Origin of the sequence: Brenneria tiliae (genome assembly GCF_023347575.1) — a bacterium.
GTDB classification, from domain to species: domain Bacteria; phylum Pseudomonadota; class Gammaproteobacteria; order Enterobacterales; family Enterobacteriaceae; genus Brenneria; species Brenneria corticis.
In genome coordinates this window covers 174,355-195,031 of sequence record NZ_JAKPCB010000103.1, presented here as the reverse complement: position 1 = coordinate 195,031, position 20,677 = coordinate 174,355, and the positions used below count along the sequence as shown (strand labels likewise).

Sequence of the window (20,677 nt, the reverse complement as noted above, 5' to 3'; positions counted from 1 at the left end):
GCTAATCCTGTGCTTATGATTATCAAATGAAAGGTTGTCGTACGCGGCCCGTGTTACGCGGCCGGGTGTCAGAAATTATCCCGCTAACCTTACCGCAACGCTTAGTTCAGCGGTAGCGTTTTGTCGGGCTATTTTTATCCTGGTCGGCAAGCCAGGCCAGCTTTTCGCCGATTTTACCTTCGAGCCCGCGCGCCGATGGAATGTAATAGCGCGCCGCGGCCATTTCGGGCGGGAAATAGTTCTCGCCGGCCGCGTAGGCGTTGGGCTCATCATGGGCGTAGCGGTATTCCGCGCCCAGGCCCATCTCTTTCATCAGGCGGGTCGGGGCATTGCGCAGATGCTCGGGAACGTCATAATCGGGCTGGTCGCGCGCGTCCTGCATGGCGGCCTTAAAGGCGGTATAAACCGCGTTGCTTTTCGGCGCGCAGGCCAGATAGACGATCGCCTGCGCAATCGCCCGCTCCCCCTCCGCCGGACCGACGCGGGTAAAGCAGTCCCAGGCGGCGATCGCCACCTGCATCCCCCGGGGATCGGCATTGCCGACGTCCTCGGACGCAATCGCCAGCAGACGGCGGGCAACGTAGAGCGGATCCCCCCCGGCGGTAATGATGCGCGCATACCAGTACAGCGCGGCATCGGGCGCGGAGCCTCTTACCGACTTGTGCAGCGCCGAGATCAGGTCGTAATAGCGGTCGCCTTTATTATCAAAGCGGGCGCTGCGTTCGCCGGAGACTTCCTTAAGCAAGTCCGAGGTTAACGTACGTACGCCCTGCGCGTCGACCTCGGCCATGTCCGCCATCATTTCCAGGCTGTTCAGCGCACGGCGGGCATCACCGCTGACCAACTCCGCCAGCATGCGCCGGGTATCGTCCGGCAGGACGATATTTTGCCCGCCATATCCGCGCTCGCGGTCATTCATCGCCTGTTGCAGCACCTGCTCAATATCTTCCGCCGTCAGCGCTTTCAGCAAATAGACGCGGGCGCGGGACAATAGCGCCGAGTTGAGTTCGAAAGAGGGGTTTTCGGTGGTTGCGCCGATAAAGGTGATGGTGCCGTCTTCAATATGCGGTAAAAACGCATCCTGCTGGCTTTTATTGAAGCGGTGGACTTCATCGACGAATAAAATCGTCCGGCGCCCGGCATTGCGGTTTTGCCTCGCCCGTTCAATCGCCTCGCGAATTTCCTTAATTCCCGAGGTGACCGCCGAAATCCGCTCGACGTCCGCCTGCCCGTAATGGCCGATTAACTCCGCCAGCGTGGTTTTCCCGGTTCCCGGCGGCCCCCAAAGGATCATGGAGTGGAGTTGCCCGGCCTCGATCGCGCGCGGCAAAGGCTTGCCGGCGCCCAGAAGGTGCTGCTGGCCGATATACTGATCCAGCGTCGCCGGCCGCATACGCGCGGCCAGCGGCTGGAATTCGTTACGGGAAAAATCAAGCGACAGATTACTCACCCGGACCTCACTGACGCTGATCGTCCAACGCCACGCCTTGCGGCGGAGTAAACGTAAATTTCGCTGAATCAACCGCGCTGTTTTGCTGATTCTTCAGCACATAGGTACTACGCTGGCCGTCCTGCTCCGTGGCGGTGAACTTCTTGATGGTACCGCTGGCGGTAACGCTGATGGCGAACTGTTTAAGATTGCCGTTGGCGGACTTGGGCGTCAGCTCAAAGTCATCGCCTTTTTGCCTCACGTCATATTGACGCCAGTCGCTGGCGTCGTTGCGGGTAATCAGCATAAAGGGCGTATTACCGGTCGCATCTTTTAGCCAGGTGGCGGTAACCTGCTCGACGAACGGGTTGTAAAACCACAGCGTTTTGCCGTCGGACACCAGCACGCTTTCGTCCGGCGACGTGGTTTGCCAGTTAAATAAATTGGGGCGTTTCAGCCACAGCTCCCCTTCGCCTTCCTGCACCGCCGCGCCATCGGCGCTGGTCACCGTCTGGCTGAAACTGGCGTGAAAACTGTTCACTTTGCTGAGCCGGCCCTGCAGATCGCCGGCCGCGTCGGCCTGCGCCGTCGTTGATATTATTCCCGATAGTAAACAACCGGCTACCAACCATTTTTTCATCATACAAAAATCCTTTGAATTTCCTGATATCACAGCCGTTGTTGTGAAAAAAATAGACGCTTCGAATGGTGAATACTGTAGCTGAACCCACTCCGGGAGCGATAGGTGAATTGTCTGCTAATTGCGGCTTTTACGCTTCTTTGCATAAGGGCTGCACTCGCAGCCCTTATCAGGTTACTCCATGGGCGGCGGAGCCAGCACCTCGCGGTTGCCGTTATGACCGGGAGAGCTGACGATGCCCTGCGCCTCCATCTGCTCCACGATGCGCGCCGCGCGGTTGTAGCCGATGCGGAACTGGCGCTGCACGCCGGAAATGGAGGCCCGGCGTTTCTCCACCACAAAGGCCACCGCCTGGTCGAACAGCGGATCGAGCTCTTCATCCCCATCCAGCCCGAGGCTTCCCCCTTCGCCGTCGTCACCGCCGCTGACAATGCTATCAATATATTGGGGCCGCCCGCGGGCTTTCCAATCCTGCACCACCGCATGAACTTCCTGATCGCGGACAAAAGCGCCGTGCACCCGCACCGGTATCGACGAGTTGGGCGCCATATACAGCATATCCCCCATCCCCAGCAGCGATTCGGCGCCGCCCTGGTCAAGAATGGTACGCGAGTCGATTTTACTGGATACGGTAAAGGCGATACGCGTCGGAATATTGGCCTTGATCAGGCCGGTAATCACATCCACCGACGGCCGCTGGGTCGCCAATACCAGATGGATGCCGGCGGCGCGCGCTTTCTGCGCCAGACGGGCGATAAGCTCTTCAACCTTTTTGCCCACGGCCATCATCAGATCGGCGAATTCATCCACCAGGACCACGATATAAGGCAGTTTTTCCAGCACCGGCGGCGTCATATCCATACTGTCGCCCGGCTTCCAGAACGGATCGGGGATTGGACGCCCCATCGCATTCGCTTCCATAACCCGTTCGTTATAGCCGGACAGGTTACGCACCCCCAGCGCCGACATCAGCTTATAGCGGCGTTCCATTTCGCCCACGCACCAGCGCAGGGCGTTAGCCGCGTCTTTCATATCGGTGACCACTTCCGTCAGCAGATGCGGAATCCCCTCATAGACGGAGAGTTCCAGCATTTTCGGGTCGATCATGATAAAGCGCACTTCGTCCGGCGTCGCCTTATACAGCATGCTGATGATCATCGCGTTGACGCCGACGGATTTACCGGAGCCGGTGGTGCCGGCCACCAGCAGGTGGGGCATCTTCGCCAGATCGGCCACCACCGGCTGCCCGGCGATATCCTTACCCAGCACGATGGCCAGCGGCGACGTATTATCGCGGAACTTGGCGCAGTCCAGCACCTCCCGCAGATACACGGTTTGACGATGTTTATTGGGTAATTCCAGCCCCACATAGGGTTTGCCCGGGATCACCTCCACAATACGCACCGCCACCACCGACAGCGAACGCGCCAGATCGCGCGACAGATTGGAGATACGCGCCGCTTTTACCCCCGGCGCCAGATCCAGCTCAAAGCGGGTAATCACCGGTCCGGGAAAATGATCGACCACCTCCGCTTTTACCCGGTAATCGCTCAGACGCGCCTCAATCAGCCGCGCGGTCTGCTCCAGCGCGAAACTATCCACCGGCGCTTCGCTTTCCGGCGGCGGCGTCAATAAATCCAGCGTGGGCAACGGCGTGGTGGGCTTGTGCAGCGGCTGGTCGTTACGCATCAGGAACGGGTGGATCAGGCTATCCATTATCGGCTGACGGGCGGCAGGCTCAGCTCGCTTCTCCTGCGACGCGGCTTCGGGGCCGGCCGCCGAGGCATGCTGCCGGTACGGGGCGGCATCGGCCGCGTCATCATCATCCGGCGACGGCGCATCGGCCCCCGATAAGGTAAATAAGGGTTCGACAGGGCCGTCGTCAACCAGATCGGCCAGGGGAGAAAAACCGAGCGCCTGGCCGCCCGACGGCGCATCGGACAAGACGTCGCGGCCCGGCGCCGGCTGATGCGGCTGCGGAATATGCTCATCCGCCGCGCCGTAACGGGCCTGCTGCTGCGCGGCAAAATCTTTCGCCAGCTGCGCCTGTATTAACTGGTTTTCTTCCTCTTCCCGCTCAAGATACTCTTCCCCGTAACGCTGACGCTGCTGTTCGAGATACGCCCGCTGTAACGCGGCTTCCTGCTGAGCGATATCCTCGTCGCCGGGCGCCATATCCTGGTTAGCCGTATCGCCCTGCTCCTGAGCCCTGGCCTGCTGTTCCGCCAGACGCTGGGACGGCAGTTTGATGCCGTATGAGGCCAGCTCGCGCCGAGTGGGAATGCGCACCGGATTCGGACGCGGCAACTCCGGCCCGACGCCCTGTTTTACCTGCGGATTGTCGTCGCCGTCGGCGCTAAAGGCCGGCGTAAACGTCGTATTGGCCCTGAACGCCGTCTCGGTCGCCTCCGGCGTGGCGGACTGTCCGCCGTGGGATGGCCGATCGATGGGATGCGCCACCTGCGGTTGGGCGATCGGCGGCATGTCGGCGCTGCCGGAGGGATGATACGCATCGGCGTTGCCGTCACGTGCGGAGACGGAATCCGGAACCTCAAACGAATAGAGCGGCGGGTTGAGCGTTGAAGCCGCGTCGATTTGCTGCGGGGCGGCGGGCTGTTCCGGCACCGCCGGCCGGCCGGCCGTCGCCGGAGCGGACGGCGGCCGATCGCCCTCCTCCCCTGGCGAAGCGGTATTGGCAACGGCTTCGGTTATCGAGGGCGCGGAAAATAGGACGTCATCATCGCTCGCCGCCGTGGCCGTTACGGACGGATGCTGCCGCTCGTCAAAGGCGTCGGCCTCCGGCGCGCTATCGCTGCGCGAGCGATTGGACATAAACGTCAGGCAGCCCAGCACCGCGGCGCCGATTTTTTCGGCAATGGTCAACCACGACCAGCCGGTAAACAGCGTTAAGCCGGCCGCCCAGACGCACAGCAGGATCAGCGTGGCGCCCATGCTGTTAAAACGGGGAATCATCGAGCTGCTCAACAGGCTGCCCAATACGCCGCCGGAGGCAAAATAGTAGAGGTCGTCGATATTCAACGCCGCCAGGCCGCAGGAGGTCAGAATCAACGCCAGCGTGCCGATCAGGCGCAGCGAAAAGGTGAAATAGTCGATGGCGTTTTGGCTATCGCGATGGCGGAAAGCCGACCAGCACAGACATAGCATAATCGGCGGAATGGCATAGGCCAGCACGCCGAAAATGAAAAACAGGGTATCCGCCAGCCAGGCTCCCGCCACCCCGCCGACGTTGTGAATGGGTTCATGCCACGCGGTTTGCGACCAACTGGGATCGGAAGGACTAAAACTGAGTACCGCGACGCCAAGATAAACGGCAAAAAGCGCCACCACGATCAAAATCGCTTCTAGCAAACGACGGGTACCGCTGAGTTTTCTCAGGGTAATTTCTTTATCTTCTGTATATTCCTGGCTCAAGCGTCTCTCCAGGGCCTGTAAAGGTTTATGACAAAACGCCGAGGGTTCCCGGCGCTGAAACTGTATAAATTCACAGGAGTGTAGCTGAATTTATCGGGTTTTGCACCCATGGGTTTATCGGGTTTTAATCACCAGACGATTGCTTTGTTTCACTTCTTCCATCACCACATAGGTGCGGGTATCGTTCACCCCCGGCAGTCGAAGCAGCGTCTCGCCCAGCAGCTTGCGATAGGCGGACATATCCGGCACCCGGGTTTTCAACAGGTAGTCAAAATCGCCGGAAACCAGATGACACTCCTGAATTTCTTCCAGCTTCTGCACCGCCGAATTAAACTGTTCAAACACATCGGGCGCTCCGCGGTTCAGCGTTATTTCAACGAAAACCAGCAGCGAGGCATCCAGATAATGCGGATTGAGCAGCGCGGTATAGCCGTTAATAAAACCCTGTCGCTCCAGACGACGCACGCGCTCCAGACAGGGCGTTGGTGATAATCCCACCCGTTTGGAAAGCTCGACATTGGAAATACGACCGTCTTTTTGCAGTTCGTTCAGGATGTTGCGATCGATACGATCGAGATCTTTTCCTGGCCGTTTTTTAGTATCTACCATTATTATTGTCTCTCTTCACTCTTCCCTGAACCTGCTACACTCCGACCAACTTCAATGTCTCAGAGCCGCCCTAAAGAACACCCGTTGCCTATATTGCATAGCAAAAATCACGCTCTTTTCGTCGCTATCCGTCATCGTCCTGCGCGGTGGTAAACGTGTTACACCAGGCAAAAACGATTTATCCGTGGCGCAACCAGCCAGACAGGCGACGAATAAAAAACCGAGCTTTTGACTATTCACATACAAAAAATTTCCTCTTACCCAGATGTTTTCGCAAAAGCACAGCTGATTGTCAAAGCAAAACAAATAAAATCAGAAGAAAGTACCAGATTAAATAAGCCGGAGGCGGATTCTCAGGCGCTTTCAGTCATTTTACTTATCAATGCGACTGATCTATCAGCAACTTACCGCGGCCATAAACATTAACGATTAAACAAATAGCTAACAACTTCGCCACACGCTTTTTTTACTCAGGTAATTTCCTTACAATCACCCCCATATGTCCGTCATCGTGAAATGAGGAACTCATGAGTACCGTTAAACACCATAAGTTATTGATTCTGGGCTCTGGCCCGGCTGGCTACACGGCTGCGGTTTATGCCGCACGGGCGAATTTACATCCGGTGCTCATTACCGGGATGGAGAAAGGCGGTCAGTTGACCACCACCACCGAAGTGGAAAACTGGCCTGGCGATGCGGAAGGCTTGACCGGGCCGCTGCTGATGGAGCGCATGCAGGCGCACGCGGAAAAATTCAATACCGAGATTGTCTTCGACCATATTCAGCGCGTCGATCTGCAAACCCGCCCGTTTCGTCTTTTCGGCGACAGCGACGAATATACCTGCGATGCGTTGATTATCGCCACCGGCGCGTCCGCGCGCTATCTGGGGCTGCCCTCCGAAGAGGCTTTCAAGGGGAAAGGGGTGTCCGCCTGCGCCACCTGCGACGGTTTCTTCTATCGCAACCAGAAAGTCGCCGTGGTCGGCGGCGGCAATACCGCCGTTGAGGAGGCGCTGTATCTCTCCAACATCGCCGCCGAGGTGCATCTGATTCACCGCCGCGACAGTTTCCGTTCGGAGAAAATCCTTATCGACCGGCTGATGGACAAGGTGGAAAACGGCAATATCATTCTGCATACCGACCGTACGCTTGACGAAGTCCTCGGCGACCAGATGGGCGTAACCGGCGTGCGCCTGCGCGATACCCGTACCGACGCCGCCGAAGAGCTGGAGCTGGCCGGCGTATTTATCGCCATCGGCCATAGCCCCAACACCGCGGTTTTCGGCGGTCAGCTGGAGCTGGAGAACGGCTATATCAAGGTACAGTCCGGTATTCACGGCAATGCCACCCAGACCAGCATTCCCGGCGTCTTTGCCGCCGGCGATGTAATGGATCACATTTACCGTCAGGCCATCACCTCCGCCGGAACGGGCTGCATGGCGGCGCTTGACGCCGAACGTTATCTGGACGGGTTAACCGCCGCCAAATAACGCGCCGTTGCCATCCGGGACGCTCCCGCCGTCCCGGATCGGCGTTTTCCCCCTTGCGTCGCGCAAAAATTGATCGCCCCCCGCCTTTATCGTTTGCACCCTGCTCCCGCCGCGGTAACATGTCGGCATTCTGAGCATGGGAAGAGCATATTGTTAACCACCGGTTATGTCAGCGTTATTTTCCATCGCAACCCTCCATACACATTACGGCCTGGTATCTGATGAAACAAACCAGACAGCAAGAACTCACGCATTGGCTGAAGCAACAAAGCAAACGGGCGCAGCGCTGGCTAAGGCTTTCGCTGCTGCTCGGTTTCCTCAGCGGGGTGCTGATTGTGGCGCAGGCATGGCTGCTGGCCGCCCTGCTGCACGCCTTGATTATCGATCATACGCCGCGCGAAGCCCTGCTCACGCCGTTTCTGCTGCTGATCGCCGCCTTTGTGCTGCGGGCGTTGAACAGCCTGCTGCGGGAGCGCGTGGGTTTTCTGTGCGGGCAGGCGGTGCGCCAGCAAATCCGCAAGCTGGTGCTGGACAGGCTACAGCAGCTGGGCCCGGCCTGGATTCAGGGAAAACCGGCCGGAAGCTGGGCGACCATCATTCTGGAACAGGTTGAAGATATGCAGGACTACTATTCCCGCTATCTTCCCCAGATGTATCTGGCCGCGCTGATCCCGCTGCTTATTCTGATCGCCATTTTTCCGATTAACTGGACGGCGGGTCTTATTCTGTTGCTCACCGCCCCCCTGATCCCCCTGTTTATGGCGCTGGTCGGCATGGGAGCGGCCGACGCCAACCGGCGTAATTTCCTGGCGCTGGCGCGCCTGAGCGGACATTTTCTCGATCGCCTGCGCGGACTGGAAACCCTGCGTCTGTTCAATCGCGGCCGCGCGGAAACCGAGCAAATCAGCAGGGCGTCCGAGGATTTTCGCCGCCGCACCATGGAAGTGTTGCGCATGGCTTTCCTTTCCTCCGGGGTACTGGAGTTTTTCGCCTCCATTTCCATCGCCGTGGTGGCGGTTTACTTTGGCTTCTCTTATCTGGGAGAACTCAATTTCGGCCATTACGGCGCGGGCGTAACCCTGTTCGCCGGCTTCCTGGTGCTGATTCTTGCGCCTGAATTCTTCCAGCCGCTGCGCGAACTCGGCACCTTTTATCACGCCAAGGCCCAGGCCGTCGGCGCGGCGGAGTCGCTGGTGGCCTTTCTGACGGCGCAAGGCGAAAGCGTGGGCGCCGGCGAGCGTGAATTCAGCGACCAGGGCGCCATCGCCATCCAGGCGACCGATCTGGTCATCCTGGCGCCCGACGGCACCCCGCTGACTCAGCCGCTGACGTTCAGCGCGGCGGCGGGCCAGCGTATCGCCCTGGTGGGCGTCAGCGGCGCGGGGAAAAGCTCGCTGCTGAATGCGCTGCTTGGTTTCCTGCCCTACCGCGGCTCCCTTACCGTTAACGATATCGAGCTGAATACGCTCTCGCCTGCGTCATGGCGCCGCCGGTTAAGCTGGGTGGGCCAAAACCCCCATTTGCCGGAACAAAGCCTGCGGGACAATATCTTACTGGGGAAACCTCAGGCAACCGAGGATGAGTTGCAGCAGGCCGTTGAGCGGGCGCACGTGCATGAATTTCTGTCTCAGCTGCCGCAGGGGCTGGATACGCCCATCGGCGACGGCGCGGCGCGTCTCTCCGTGGGACAGGCGCAGCGCGTGGCGGTTGCCCGGGCGTTGATCAATCCGTGCGGGCTGCTGCTGCTCGACGAACCCGCCGCCAGCCTGGATGCGCACAGCGAGCAGCGGGTCATGGCGGCGTTAAACGCCGCGTCCCGTCGGCAGACCACGCTGCTGGTCACCCATCAGTTGAACGACACGCTTGATTACGACGCCATATGGGTGATGCAACAGGGCCGGCTGGTGCAACGGGGGGATTACCGCACGCTCAGCGCGCAATCCGGCGCCTTTGCGCAACTGATGGCGCAACGTCAGGGAGAGCTATAAGATGTCGCGAGTAACAACGCTACAGGTGTTAAAACCCTTTCTGCGCCTCTATCGGCGCCATATCTGGCGCCTGAGTCTGGGCATTATTTTAGCCATTGCCACGATGCTGGCCAGCATCGGGCTGCTGGCGCTGTCCGGGTGGTTTCTGGCCGCCGCGTCTTTGGCGGGCGTCGCCGGATTATATACCTTTAACTATATGCTGCCGGCGGCGGGCGTCAGAGGCGCGGCGATTACCCGCACCGCGGGCCGCTATGCGGAAAGGCTGGTCAGCCACGACGCCACATTCCGCGTGCTGCAACAGCTGCGCGTATTTACCTTTGCGCGTATTCTGCCGCTCTCTCCCGGCGCTATCGCCCGGTTTCGCCAGGCGGAGCTGCTGAACCGGCTGGTGGCCGACGTGGATACGCTCGACCATTTATACCTGCGCGTGATTTCGCCGATGGTCGGCGCCCTGCTGGTTATTCTGATCGTCACCTACGGACTAAGCTGGCTGGACCCGTCGCTGGCGCTGACATTATGCGCCATTATGCTGACGCTGTTACTGCTGCTGCCGGTGGCGTTTTATCGGGCCGGACGGCGCATCGGAGAGGATCTGACGGCGTTACGGGCGCAATATCGCATCCAGTTGACCACCTGGCTACAGGGGCAGGCGGAACTGACCGTCTTCGGCGCGCTGTCGGCGGCGCGTCAGCGGCTGGCGCAGCTGGAAACGCGCTGGCTGACGCGCCAGCGACAGCAGGCCAATCTCACCGGACTGTCTCAGGCGCTGATGATTTTATGCAGCGGACTGACGGTCACCCTGATGTTATGGCTGGCCGCGGCGGGCATTGGCGGCGATGCCCGGCCCGGCGCGCTGATTGCCCTGTTCGTCTTCGCCGCGCTGGCCGCCTTTGAAGCGCTGGCGCCGGTGGCCGGGGCGTTCCAGCATATGGGACAGGTTATCGCCTCCGCCGCGCGGGTCGATCAGATTATCCGTCAGCCGGCCGAGGTGACCTTTCCGGATCAGGGGCCGTCCACGGCGCCCACGGCGGCGCTGGATTTGACTGGCGTCGGCTTTACCTACACGGATCAGCCCTTGCCGGTGCTGAGCGATATCTCGCTCAATATCCGCGCCGGCGAGCATCTGGCCCTGCTCGGGCGTACCGGATGCGGCAAATCCACCCTGCTGCAACTGCTTACCCGCGCGTGGGACTGCCGCGAGGGAGAGATAACGCTGAACGGATTTCCGCTCTCTTCCTGGCGTGAGGATGAGCTGCGCGGCATGATGAGCGTGGTGCCGCAGCGCGTACATATTTTCAGCGCCACGCTGCGCGATAATCTGCTGCTGGCCGCGCCCGACGCCGGCGATGAGCAACTGGCGACGGTGTTGCGACAGGTCGGCCTGGATAATCTGCTGGAGAATGAAGGGCTGAACGCCTGGTTCGGCGAAGGCGGGCGTCAGCTCTCCGGCGGCGAACAGCGCCGCATCGGCCTGGCGCGGGCCTTGCTGCACCCGGGCCCGCTGGTATTGCTGGATGAGCCGACCGAAGGACTGGATGCGGAAACCGAACGGCGTATTTTGCAGTTGCTGCGTCGGCACTGCGGCGGCAAAACGCTGATCGTGATCACCCATCGGCTGTATGAGCTGGCATCGATGGATCGCATTTGCGTGATGGATGGCGGCCGGATCATCGAACAGGGAAGTCATCAGGCACTGATGGCGCGGCAGGGTCGTTACTGGCAATTTCACCAGCATGTTTAATGATTATTGAACGGCAGGTTGCCGACAACGTCTTGCCAGCGCCGTTATCCCCGCGCGAGCGGGGAGTTACTTTCAGGTAATACGGAATATTATGCGACTGTATCAACTCTCCCCCGACTCACTGCGTTTCCCCGATCCGATTAATGCGCTGGACGAGCCAAACGGCTTATTGGCGATAGGGGGCGATCTTAGGGTTGAACGCCTCGGCGCGGCGTATCGGCACGGGATATTTCCCTGGTATTCTCCCGGCGAGCCCATTTTATGGTGGTCGCCCAACCCGCGGGCGGTGCTGTTTCCAGGGGGATTTCATCTCAGCCGCAGCATGCGGAGATTTCTGCGCAAGCACGATTTTCAGGTCACCATCAACCACGCTTTTAATGAAGTGATCGCCGCCTGTGCCGATGAACGCGGGGGCGGAACCTGGATCAGCGCGGAAATTATTCTGGCTTATGGCGAACTTCATCAGTCAGGACAAGCACATTCCGTCGAAGTGTGGCAGAATGGCACGCTTGTCGGCGGGCTGTACGGCGTTGCGCAAGGTGGATTGTTTTGCGGCGAGTCAATGTTCAGCCGCACCGACAATGCATCCAAATATGCGTTGCTGACATTCCAACAACATTTTATTCGTCACGGTGGTTACCTGATCGACTGTCAGGTACTGAACGCCCATACCGCTTCATTAGGGGTGTGTGAAATTCCCCGCGATCGTTTTTTGCAATTGCTTTTTCAGCTGCGGGACAATCCGGTGGCCGATGGCTGTTGGCGGCCGCAAACGCTGGCTCAGCCGATGCCGTGATAGATGGCGATCGTTGATAAATAATGCCCGGTTTACCAACGCTTCTTTACATAATGCGGGTTTTTCGGCATTATCTTGCCGGTTAAAAACAAAGGTAGTTACACCTAGAGGATTCGATGGCCAAAGAAGACAATATTGAAATGCAAGGCACCGTGCTTGATACGCTGCCCAATACCATGTTCCGCGTTGAATTGGAAAACGGGCACGTGGTTACCGCTCATATCTCCGGTAAAATGCGTAAAAACTATATCCGCATCCTGACGGGTGACAAAGTCACTGTAGAGCTGACCCCGTACGACCTGAGCAAAGGCCGCATTGTCTTCCGCAGCCGTTAACCGGTTCGCCCGTCGCTGACCGCAGCGATATCCGAGGATGTTCCACCTCTGCTGCCCTTTCCGTTACCGGCAAGGGCTTTTGCGTTTCAGGCGGCAATCCGTAAAAAAAGGGTGATGCCTGCGCATCACCCTTGCTGTTACTGACAAACCGTCGTGTCCTGACCCCACCCCACCCCTCCCCTTCGCAGGGGTGGGAGTTAGCTCCTCCCCCTGTCAAGGGGGAGGCCGGGAGGGGGTGGCCTAGTGAACGGCGCCTTCCGCTTTATGCTTCTGCGCGCTCTGGAAACCGTAGGTCAACTGCTGCGTCTCCTTATCCAGTTCAACCTTGACCGAGCCGCCGTCGACCAGCGAGCCGAACAGCAGTTCATTAGCCAGCGGTTTTTTGAGGTTTTCCTGCATAACCCTGGCCATCGGACGGGCCCCCATGGCTTTATCATAGCCTTTGGTCGCCAGCCAATCGCGCGCTTCGTCGCTGACTTCCAGCGATACGCCCTTCGCATCCAGCTGCGCCTGCAGTTCAACGATGAATTTATCCACCACCTGCTGAATAACGTCCGTGGACAGATGGTTGAACCAGATAATGCCGTCAAGACGGTTACGGAACTCCGGCGTAAACACCTTCTTGATCTCTTCCATCGCATCGGTGCTGTTATCCTGCTGGATAATGCCGATAGAGTTACGCTGGGTTTCCCGCACGCCGGCGTTGGTGGTCATCACCACGATCACGTTGCGGAAGTCGGCTTTGCGGCCGTTGTTATCCGTCAGGGTGCCGTTATCCATCACCTGCAACAGCAGGTTAAACACATCGGGGTGCGCCTTCTCGATCTCATCCAGCAGCAGCACCGAGTGCGGATGCTTAATCACCGCGTCGGTCAGCAGGCCGCCCTGATCGTAGCCGACATAGCCCGGAGGCGCGCCGATCAAACGGCTGACGGTGTGGCGCTCCATATACTCGGACATATCGAAACGCAGCAGCTCGATATCCAGCGCTTTCGCCAACTGCAGCGTGACCTCCGTTTTCCCCACCCCGGTCGGCCCGGCGAACAGGAAGGAGCCGATGGGCTTGCGATCCTGCCCCAACCCGGCGCGGCTCATCTTGATGGATTCCGACAGCGCTTCAATCGCCTTATCCTGCCCGAACACCAGCATCTTCAGGCGCTCGCTCAGGTTTTTCAGCACGTCGCGATCGCTGGACGACACCGTTTTTTCCGGAATACGGGCGATGCGCGCCACCACGGATTCGATGTCCGCCACGTTGACCGTTTTTTTGCGCTTGCTGACCGGCACCAGACGGCTGCGGGCGCCGGCTTCGTCAATCACGTCAATCGCCTTGTCGGGCAGATGGCGGTCGTTGATGTATTTCACCGCCAGCTCCACCGCCGCGCGCACCGCTTTCGCCGTATAGCGAACGTCATGGTGGGCTTCATACTTCGGCTTCAGGCCGTTGATGATCTGTACCGTTTCTTCCACGCTCGGCTCAGTGATATCGATTTTCTGGAAACGGCGCGCCAGCGCCCGATCCTTTTCAAAGATATTGCTGAATTCCTGATAGGTGGTGGAGCCGATAACGCGGATCTTGCCGCTGGAAAGCAGCGGTTTGATCAGGTTGGCCGCGTCGACCTGACCGCCGGAGGCGGCGCCCGCGCCGATAATCGTATGAATTTCATCAATAAACAGGATGCTGTTCTTATCCTGTTCCAGCTGTTTCAACAGCGCCTTGAAGCGTTTTTCAAAATCGCCGCGATATTTCGTTCCGGCCAGCAAAGAACCGATATCCAGCGAATAGAGCGTGCAGTCCGCCATCACCTCCGGCACGTCGCCCTGCACAATCCGCCAGGCCAGCCCTTCGGCGATGGCCGTTTTGCCGACGCCGGATTCCCCCACCAGCAGCGGGTTGTTTTTACGCCGCCGGCACAATACCTGAATGGTCCGCTCCAGTTCTCTGTCCCGGCCGATAAGCGGGTCGATGCCGCCAACGCGCGCCAGCTGATTCAGATTGGTGGTGAAGTTTTCCATACGGTCTTCCCCTCCGGCCTGCTCTTCATTAACAGGATTTTCCGGGTTTGGCGCCTGCCCGGACTCTTCTTTACGCGTTCCGTGCGAAATAAAATTCACCACGTCCAAACGGCTGACGTCATGCTTGCGCAGCAGGTACGCCGCCTGAGACTCCTGTTCGCTGAAAATGGCGACCAGCACGTTCGCCCCGGAAACTTCGCTGCGCCCCGATGACTGAACGTGAAAGACCGCGCGCTGCAACACGCGCTGGAAACTCAGCGTCGGCTGCGTTTCACGCTCGTCGTCGCTTTGCGGCAGCGTCGGCGTGGTCTGTTCAATAAAGGTTTCCAGTTCCTGACGCAGCGCGGTCAAATCCACCGTGCAGGCTTCCAGTGCTTCACGTGCGGCCGGATTACTGAGCAGAGCCAACAGCAAATGCTCCACGGTCATAAACTCGTGTCGGTGCTCACGCGCTCTGGCGAAAGCCATGTTGAGACTGAGTTCCAGTTCTTGATTGAGCATATGCCCCTCCCCCAATGAATTGCCTGACTTCAGGCTTTTTCCAGCGTACAGAGCAGCGGGTGCTCATTTTCTCTGGCGTAACGGTTTACCTGTACAACTTTGGTTTCAGCCACCTCGGCGCTGAACACGCCGCAAATCGCCTTTCCCTGATAGTGAACCGTCAGCATCAGTTGCGTTGCACGTTCAATATCATAAGAAAAGAACTTTTGCAGAACGTCAATAACAAATTCCATCGGCGTGTAATCATCGTTGTTCAATAACACTTTATACATCGATGGCGGTTGCAGTTTTTCTTTATGTTGATCGGCGGTCAGGCTCTCTGATTGCGACCACGTTTTATCGTTTCCCATTGTCTGTCCAAACGTCATCTGAATATCATCGGAGCGAACTGTATTTACAGTAGCACGTCTGGTTTTCGTTTTACCATCCGGGGACCAAAATCGTTGCCAGAAAGCGCGGTCCACTGTCTCATATCCCTCGAATTCACTACGCAACGCTGAATAAAAGCCGGCAATAGCGTTATCTGCATCAAACTTTGACACAAAGACCCCGGTGCTAAAATGTGGATCGCTTGACGCCGGGATCGATTTCACTACAGTGTAGTGTTGAATTGATGAGGTTTTAATCAATTCGTATTCACTTTAACCAAATAACCTCACCTTACTAAAAAATACTCTTGCGAAGGATGTCCAGCATGGAGACAGGTACTGTTAAATGGTTCAATAACGCCAAGGGTTTCGGTTTTATCTGTCCTGAAGGGGGCGGTGAAGATATCTTCGCTCACTACTCGACAATTCAAATGGACGGATACCGAACGCTAAAGGCTGGACAGGTTGTCAGGTTTGACGTTCATCAAGGACCGAAAGGTAATCATGCAAGTCTGATCGTGCCCCTGGTCAGCGAAACCGTCGCCTGATAAACACTGTGCCTTAACTAAAAAATTTCGATTTTTATTCAGGTTAGTACAAAAATGCTGGTCTGATCGTTCGACCGGCATTTTATCTTTACCGCCTTGAAATCTAGGTTGGGGCGCTAAAAAATAAATCAAGCCTCAACGCTTCCCCGCTCCCTTTTCCGACTCGCGCCGGTTGAATCGGTATTTAGCCGCCGGTGGTTCAACCGCTAATCGGCGCGCCCGCGAGCCAGCCACAGCACCCGGGAAAACATGCCGCGAATCAACGGCGGGATGGCGTCGCCGCCCATGGTTGCGGCTTCCATCGCCACTTCAATGGCCAGGTCCGGCTTTGACGATCGATGAACCGCTTTCATAATGATTTTATGCATGGAGAGCGGCACCTTTTCCGGCAGTTGCGCCACCCGGTGATAGACATGGGCGAAACCCGCGCGGTACATATAATGCTCCATATCCAGCGCCGGCAACACGGTCAGGTGGTCGCGCTCTCTTTCTCCCCGCCTCGCCAGCAGGCTTTGCGCCGTGGCGGCATACTTTTTCCCGGCGTCGTCGCCATCGGCCAGCACATGCCATTCAATGCCCATGCGCTGGGCGAATTTCAGCAGCGGCCGCAGCCCCGACTGGGCAAACTCAATGACTTTAACGCCTTCGGCGGCAAAGTGATGGCCGCACTGCCGGGCCAGCTCATTCAGCATCCAGACTTCGGTTTCCCCCTCCACCAGCAGCCAGCAGCGGGCAAACAGCGACGAAGGGCGATTAAAACGAATATGGAAGGCAATACGCCGGCTGTCCTCCGCGCTCATCTCCTGTCGGCCGATGCGATAGGTCGCCACGCGCGATGATTCGCGCACCAGACGGCAAACCTGCTCCATCGGCACCAGCGACAGCAGTTCCCCCGAATTGGTGGTGGTGACTTTCTGCAACGGCAGCTGCATCAGCAAGCCCCACGCCACCGACAGCATGATCGGATGCAGGCGCGTTTCCGGATCTTCGATTAATAACAGCGGGCGGGAATGCGGGTCCAGCGTCACCGCGCCTTTGGCCTGTAGCAGCGTGGAAAAGAGTTCCAGCAGGATAATCCGCCGGCTGCGGTTGTTCGAATCGGCGATAAGGCGGTTGATATTGTCCAGCGAGCGCCAGGATTTACCGTTATGCGCCCGCGCATGGCGATGATGCCGCCGCTCATTCAGCGTGGCGTTTTGTTCGGAAAAATAGTGCTCAAGCAATTGACGCATCGCCGCCAGCCCCTGCCGCAGCTCCTTGTCGGTCAGTTTCTGCGGATTTTGCGCCAGTTCGCCCATCAGCTGTTCAAACTGCCGCGCCAGCTTTTCATTGCCGTTGTCCGCGGCGACGTCCAGGGTTCCCGAACGCAGACGTCGCATAAACCTGGCATCCCGCAGACGCAGCACCGGGTGCAAGCGGATCACCTCGCGGGCCAGTTCGTCAATATCGCTTAGCGGTATCGGGCGCCCTTCGGCATCAAGAAAGCTGCGCCAGGTAAAGACCGATTCGCTTTCGTCGACCTCGCCCTCCAGGCGGTAAAAAATCCGCTGCAGCGACTCCGCGCCTGCCACCCACACGCGCTCAAGCGTGCGGTAACGCGGCGCCAGATGGCGTCCGGGCGCCGCTTCACAGAAAGTGAAGATAACCTGCAGGTGGCGCTCGCGGCTGGTTTCATCACCCGGCGTAAAATGAAAATCCTCTCTGTCGAAATGATACAGCGGCAGCGTCGGCGCCAGCAGCAGAGACAGCGCATCCAGCAGGCTGGACTTGCCCCAGGCGTTCTCGCCGATCAGCAAGGTATTATCTTCCAGCGCCAGCGACAGCCGATTAATCCCCCGGAATCCCAGAATCTCTACGCTTTCAAGGTACATCCACGTCTCCTGTTTTCGCCTTGCCGCACCGGATGTAATAATAAAACCCGCCGCAGCCGATGTCAGGCCGCCAGACAAGACTTTACTCAAGATGATAATTTGTTTAATTTTAATAGATTATGTCATTTTCCCCTCCAGCGACCGGCTTTTCTTCCTAAGGACCTCTATTCTGTGATGTATTCAGGGTTATTAATTATTTTATTGCCGCTTATGCTGGGCTATCTGGTGCCGCTGCGCGCCAAAAAAACATTACGCTCCATTAACCGTCTGCTGAGCTGGATGGTGTATGTCATTCTGTTTCTGATGGGTATCAGTCTGGCGTTTCTGGATAATCTCGGCAGCAATCTGCTGCTGATTTTTCGTTATGCCGTCGTCTGCACCCTGTGCATTGTCGCGGCGAATATCGCGGCGCTGTGGTTATTGGAAAAACGCTATCCGTGGCGTGGCGCCGATCAACGGCAGACGCTCCCCTCCCGGCTGCATATGCTCCTTGACTCGCTCGGGCTGTGCGGCGTGGTATTCGGCGGATTTCTGCTGGGGTTAACCCAGTGGTCCGGCCTGAGCCATGCCAGTCAGGGCAGCGAGTACGCGCTGATACTGTTGCTGTTTCTGGTGGGAATACAGTTGCGTAACAGCGGCATGACGCTGCGCCAGATTGTGCTGAATCGGCGCGGCATGATGGTCGCGCTGGTGGTCGGCGTCAGCGCCCTTGCCGGCGGCGCGCTGGCGGCCTGGGCGCTCGATTTGCCGCTGAAAACCGGTCTGGCGATGGCCTCCGGCTACGGCTGGTACTCGTTGTCGGGCATTCTGCTGACCGACGCGTTAGGCCCGGTTATCGGCAGCGCGGCCTTTTTTAACGATCTGACCCGTGAACTGCTGGCCATTATGCTGATCCCGGCGCTGATCCAGCGCAACCGCGCCTGCGCCCTGGGATTATGCGGCGCCACCTCGATGGATTTCACGTTGCCGGTATTACAGCGCAGCGCGGGGGTGGATATGGTGCCGGCCGCCATCGTGCACGGTTTTCTGCTGAGCCTGGCCGCGCCGATCCTGATGGCGTTTTTTTCCGCATAGCCGCTTTTGCTTTTCCCTTTTCGGGCGGTGATTGAGAGTCATTTTCATTGCCCGCCGTCAAAATTGCGCTAAATCAACTTTACCTAACGTTGCGTTAAAAAAGCCTTTTTCCCTATGGCGCGACCCTCTATGCTTCAAAACAAGCATTTAAAATGCAACTTTAAAAGGAAGTGATTATGTTTTGTGTGCAATGTGAACAAACCATTCGTACCCCGGCTGGAAATGGCTGCTCTTACTCGCAGGGCATGTGCGGTAAAAGCGCGGAAACCTCCGATCTGCAAGACCTTCTGGTCGCCGTATTGCAAGGGCTGTCGGCCTGGACGCTGCAAGCCCGCGAGCTGGGTATCGTCGATCATGATATCGACAGCTTCGCCCCGCGCGCCTTTTTCTCCACGCTGACCAACGTCAACTTCGACTCGCCGCGGATTATCGGCTACGCCCGGGAAGCCATCGTACTGCGCCAGTCGCTGGCCGCGCGCTGCCGTTTGCTGGACGCGCGCGTTGCCGTCACGCATCCCATGGCGGAACTGCGGCTGGCCGGCGACGATATCCCGACGCTGCTGCGCCAGGCGGCCGACTTCGCGCTGGACCATGACAAAAGCGCCGTGGGCGACGACGTTCACGGTCTGCGCATGCTGTGCCTGTACGGCCTGAAAGGCGCCGCCGCCTATATGGAGCATGCGCACGTTCTCGGTCAGTATGATGAGGCTATCTATGCGCAATACCATACCCTGATGGCCTGGCTGGGTACGCAACCCACCGACGTCGACACCCTGCTGAACAACGCCATGGGCATCGGCGCGATGAACTTTAACGTTATGGCGATCCTCGACCGCGGCGAAACCGAGGCTTACGGTCATCCGCAGCCGACGGCGGTTAACGTGCGCCCCGTTGCCGGTAAAGCCATTCTGATCTCCGGCCATGACCTGAAAGATTTGCGCATGCTGCTGGAACAGACCGCAGACAGCGGCATCAATATCTACACTCACGGCGAAATGCTGCCGGCGCACGGTTATCCCGAACTGAAAAAATTCAAACATCTGGTCGGCAACTACGGCAGCGGCTGGCAGAACCAGCAAACGGAGTTCGCCAAGTTCCCCGGCGCCATCGTCATGACGTCCAACTGCATTATCGATCCCAACGTCGGCAACTACGGCGATCGCATCTGGACGCGCAGCATTGTCGGCTGGCCGGGCGTCAACCATCTGGAAGGGGATGATTTCAGCCCGGTTATCGCCCAGGCGCAGCGGCTGGCCGGGTTCCCTTACAGCGAGATCGAACATCAGATTACCGTCGGTTTCGGCCGGGAAACCCTGCTGAGCGCCGCCGATACCGTTATCGACCTGGTCGCCCAAAAGAAACTCCGACACGTCTTTTTGGTGGGCGGTTGCGACGGCAGCCGCGCGGAGCGCAGCTATTTTACCGACTTTACCGTCAAGGTTCCCGACGACTGCCTGATTATGACGCTGGCCTGCGGCAAGTACCGTTTCAATAAGCTGGATTTCGGCACCCTGGAAGGCCTGCCGCGGTTACTGGACGTCGGCCAGTGCAACGACGCCTACGCCGCCATTATTCTGGCGGTCAAACTGGCGGAGAAACTGGGCTGCGGCGTCAACGACCTGCCTCTCAGCCTGGTGTTGTCATGGTTTGAACAGAAGGCTATCGTCATCCTGCTGACCCTGCTGTCCCTCGGCGTGAAGAATATCTATACCGGCCCGACGGCGCCGGGATTCCTGACCGAAAATCTGCTGGCGATCCTGAATGAGAAGTTCGGCATGCGCGCCATCACCACGGTCGAACAGGATATGAACGCCATTCTGGCCGCCTGATGGAGATTAT

At 58.3% G+C, this 20,677-nt stretch carries 15 protein-coding genes; 8 read left to right on the top strand and 7 right to left on the bottom strand.

The window, feature by feature from the left end; all coding sequences use genetic code 11:
• Positions 1–106: 106 nt before the first annotated feature.
• The 4 genes from MFP24_RS21745 to lrp all read right to left on the bottom strand — a co-directional run bounded on the left by MFP24_RS21745 (position 107) and on the right by lrp (position 6,110).
• Complete coding sequence (locus MFP24_RS21745; RefSeq protein ID WP_249232568.1) at positions 107–1,450, bottom strand: replication-associated recombination protein A; 1,344 nt, start codon at positions 1,448–1,450, stop codon at positions 107–109.
• A gap of 7 nt (positions 1,451–1,457) precedes the next feature.
• Entirely contained in the window at positions 1,458–2,069 is a 612-nt protein-coding gene (lolA, locus tag MFP24_RS21740) for an outer membrane lipoprotein periplasmic chaperone LolA (RefSeq protein ID WP_249232896.1), read from the bottom strand.
• 174 nt (positions 2,070–2,243) lie between these two features.
• The gene (locus MFP24_RS21735) at positions 2,244–5,501 is read right to left on the bottom strand and encodes a DNA translocase FtsK 4TM domain-containing protein (RefSeq protein WP_249232569.1); all 3,258 of its coding nucleotides are present in this window, start codon (positions 5,499–5,501) and stop codon (positions 2,244–2,246) included.
• A 114-nt stretch (positions 5,502–5,615) separates the two neighbouring features.
• Positions 5,616–6,110 (bottom strand): leucine-responsive transcriptional regulator Lrp, encoded by a 495-nt coding sequence (lrp, locus tag MFP24_RS21730; RefSeq protein WP_005967536.1) that lies wholly within the window; start codon positions 6,108–6,110, stop codon positions 5,616–5,618.
• 527 nt (positions 6,111–6,637) lie between these two features.
• Here lrp and trxB point away from each other — a divergent pair.
• The 5 genes from trxB (at position 6,638) to infA (ending at position 12,460) form a co-directional block, all read left to right on the top strand.
• Positions 6,638–7,600: a thioredoxin-disulfide reductase gene (trxB, locus tag MFP24_RS21725; RefSeq protein ID WP_249232570.1), complete on the top strand. Its 963-nt coding sequence runs from the start codon at positions 6,638–6,640 to the stop codon at positions 7,598–7,600.
• Positions 7,601–7,821: 221 nt separating this feature from the next.
• Positions 7,822–9,588: a heme ABC transporter permease/ATP-binding protein CydD gene (gene cydD, locus MFP24_RS21720; protein WP_249232571.1), complete on the top strand. Its 1,767-nt coding sequence runs from the start codon at positions 7,822–7,824 to the stop codon at positions 9,586–9,588.
• Position 9,589: 1 nt separating this feature from the next.
• A complete protein-coding gene (cydC, locus tag MFP24_RS21715) occupies positions 9,590–11,329 on the top strand; it encodes a heme ABC transporter ATP-binding protein/permease CydC (protein WP_249232572.1) in 1,740 nt (579 codons plus the stop codon).
• 91 nt (positions 11,330–11,420) lie between these two features.
• Complete coding sequence (gene aat / locus MFP24_RS21710; protein WP_249232573.1) at positions 11,421–12,125, top strand: leucyl/phenylalanyl-tRNA--protein transferase; 705 nt, start codon at positions 11,421–11,423, stop codon at positions 12,123–12,125.
• 116 nt (positions 12,126–12,241) lie between these two features.
• Positions 12,242–12,460, top strand: a complete 219-nt coding sequence (gene infA, locus MFP24_RS21705; RefSeq protein WP_002211347.1) for a translation initiation factor IF-1 — start codon at positions 12,242–12,244, stop codon at positions 12,458–12,460.
• A 240-nt stretch (positions 12,461–12,700) separates the two neighbouring features.
• On the opposite strand, the gene clpA is transcribed toward infA, so the two are convergent.
• Positions 12,701–14,977 carry an ATP-dependent Clp protease ATP-binding subunit ClpA gene (gene clpA / locus MFP24_RS21700; RefSeq protein ID WP_136165805.1) on the bottom strand — a complete coding sequence of 759 codons (2,277 nt, stop codon included), beginning with the start codon at positions 14,975–14,977 and terminating at the stop codon, positions 12,701–12,703.
• Between the two features lie 29 nt (positions 14,978–15,006).
• Positions 15,007–15,327, bottom strand: a complete 321-nt coding sequence (clpS, locus tag MFP24_RS21695; RefSeq protein ID WP_136165806.1) for an ATP-dependent Clp protease adapter ClpS — start codon at positions 15,325–15,327, stop codon at positions 15,007–15,009.
• 344 nt (positions 15,328–15,671) lie between these two features.
• On the opposite strand from clpS, the gene cspD reads away from it, so the two are divergent.
• Positions 15,672–15,893 carry a cold shock-like protein CspD gene (cspD, locus tag MFP24_RS21690; protein WP_009113240.1) on the top strand — a complete coding sequence of 74 codons (222 nt, stop codon included), beginning with the start codon at positions 15,672–15,674 and terminating at the stop codon, positions 15,891–15,893.
• Positions 15,894–16,099: 206 nt separating this feature from the next.
• Here cspD and MFP24_RS21685 read toward each other — a convergent pair whose 3' ends face one another.
• Positions 16,100–17,764 carry an ATP-dependent endonuclease gene (locus MFP24_RS21685; protein WP_249232574.1) on the bottom strand — a complete coding sequence of 555 codons (1,665 nt, stop codon included), beginning with the start codon at positions 17,762–17,764 and terminating at the stop codon, positions 16,100–16,102.
• A gap of 174 nt (positions 17,765–17,938) precedes the next feature.
• Here MFP24_RS21685 and MFP24_RS21680 point away from each other — a divergent pair, with 174 nt between their 5' ends.
• The gene (locus tag MFP24_RS21680) at positions 17,939–18,838 is read left to right on the top strand and encodes a LysO family transporter (RefSeq protein ID WP_249232897.1); all 900 of its coding nucleotides are present in this window, start codon (positions 17,939–17,941) and stop codon (positions 18,836–18,838) included.
• Positions 18,839–19,014: 176 nt separating this feature from the next.
• Positions 19,015–20,667: a hydroxylamine reductase gene (gene hcp, locus MFP24_RS21675; protein ID WP_249232575.1), complete on the top strand. Its 1,653-nt coding sequence runs from the start codon at positions 19,015–19,017 to the stop codon at positions 20,665–20,667.
• Positions 20,668–20,677: the final 10 nt, after the last annotated feature.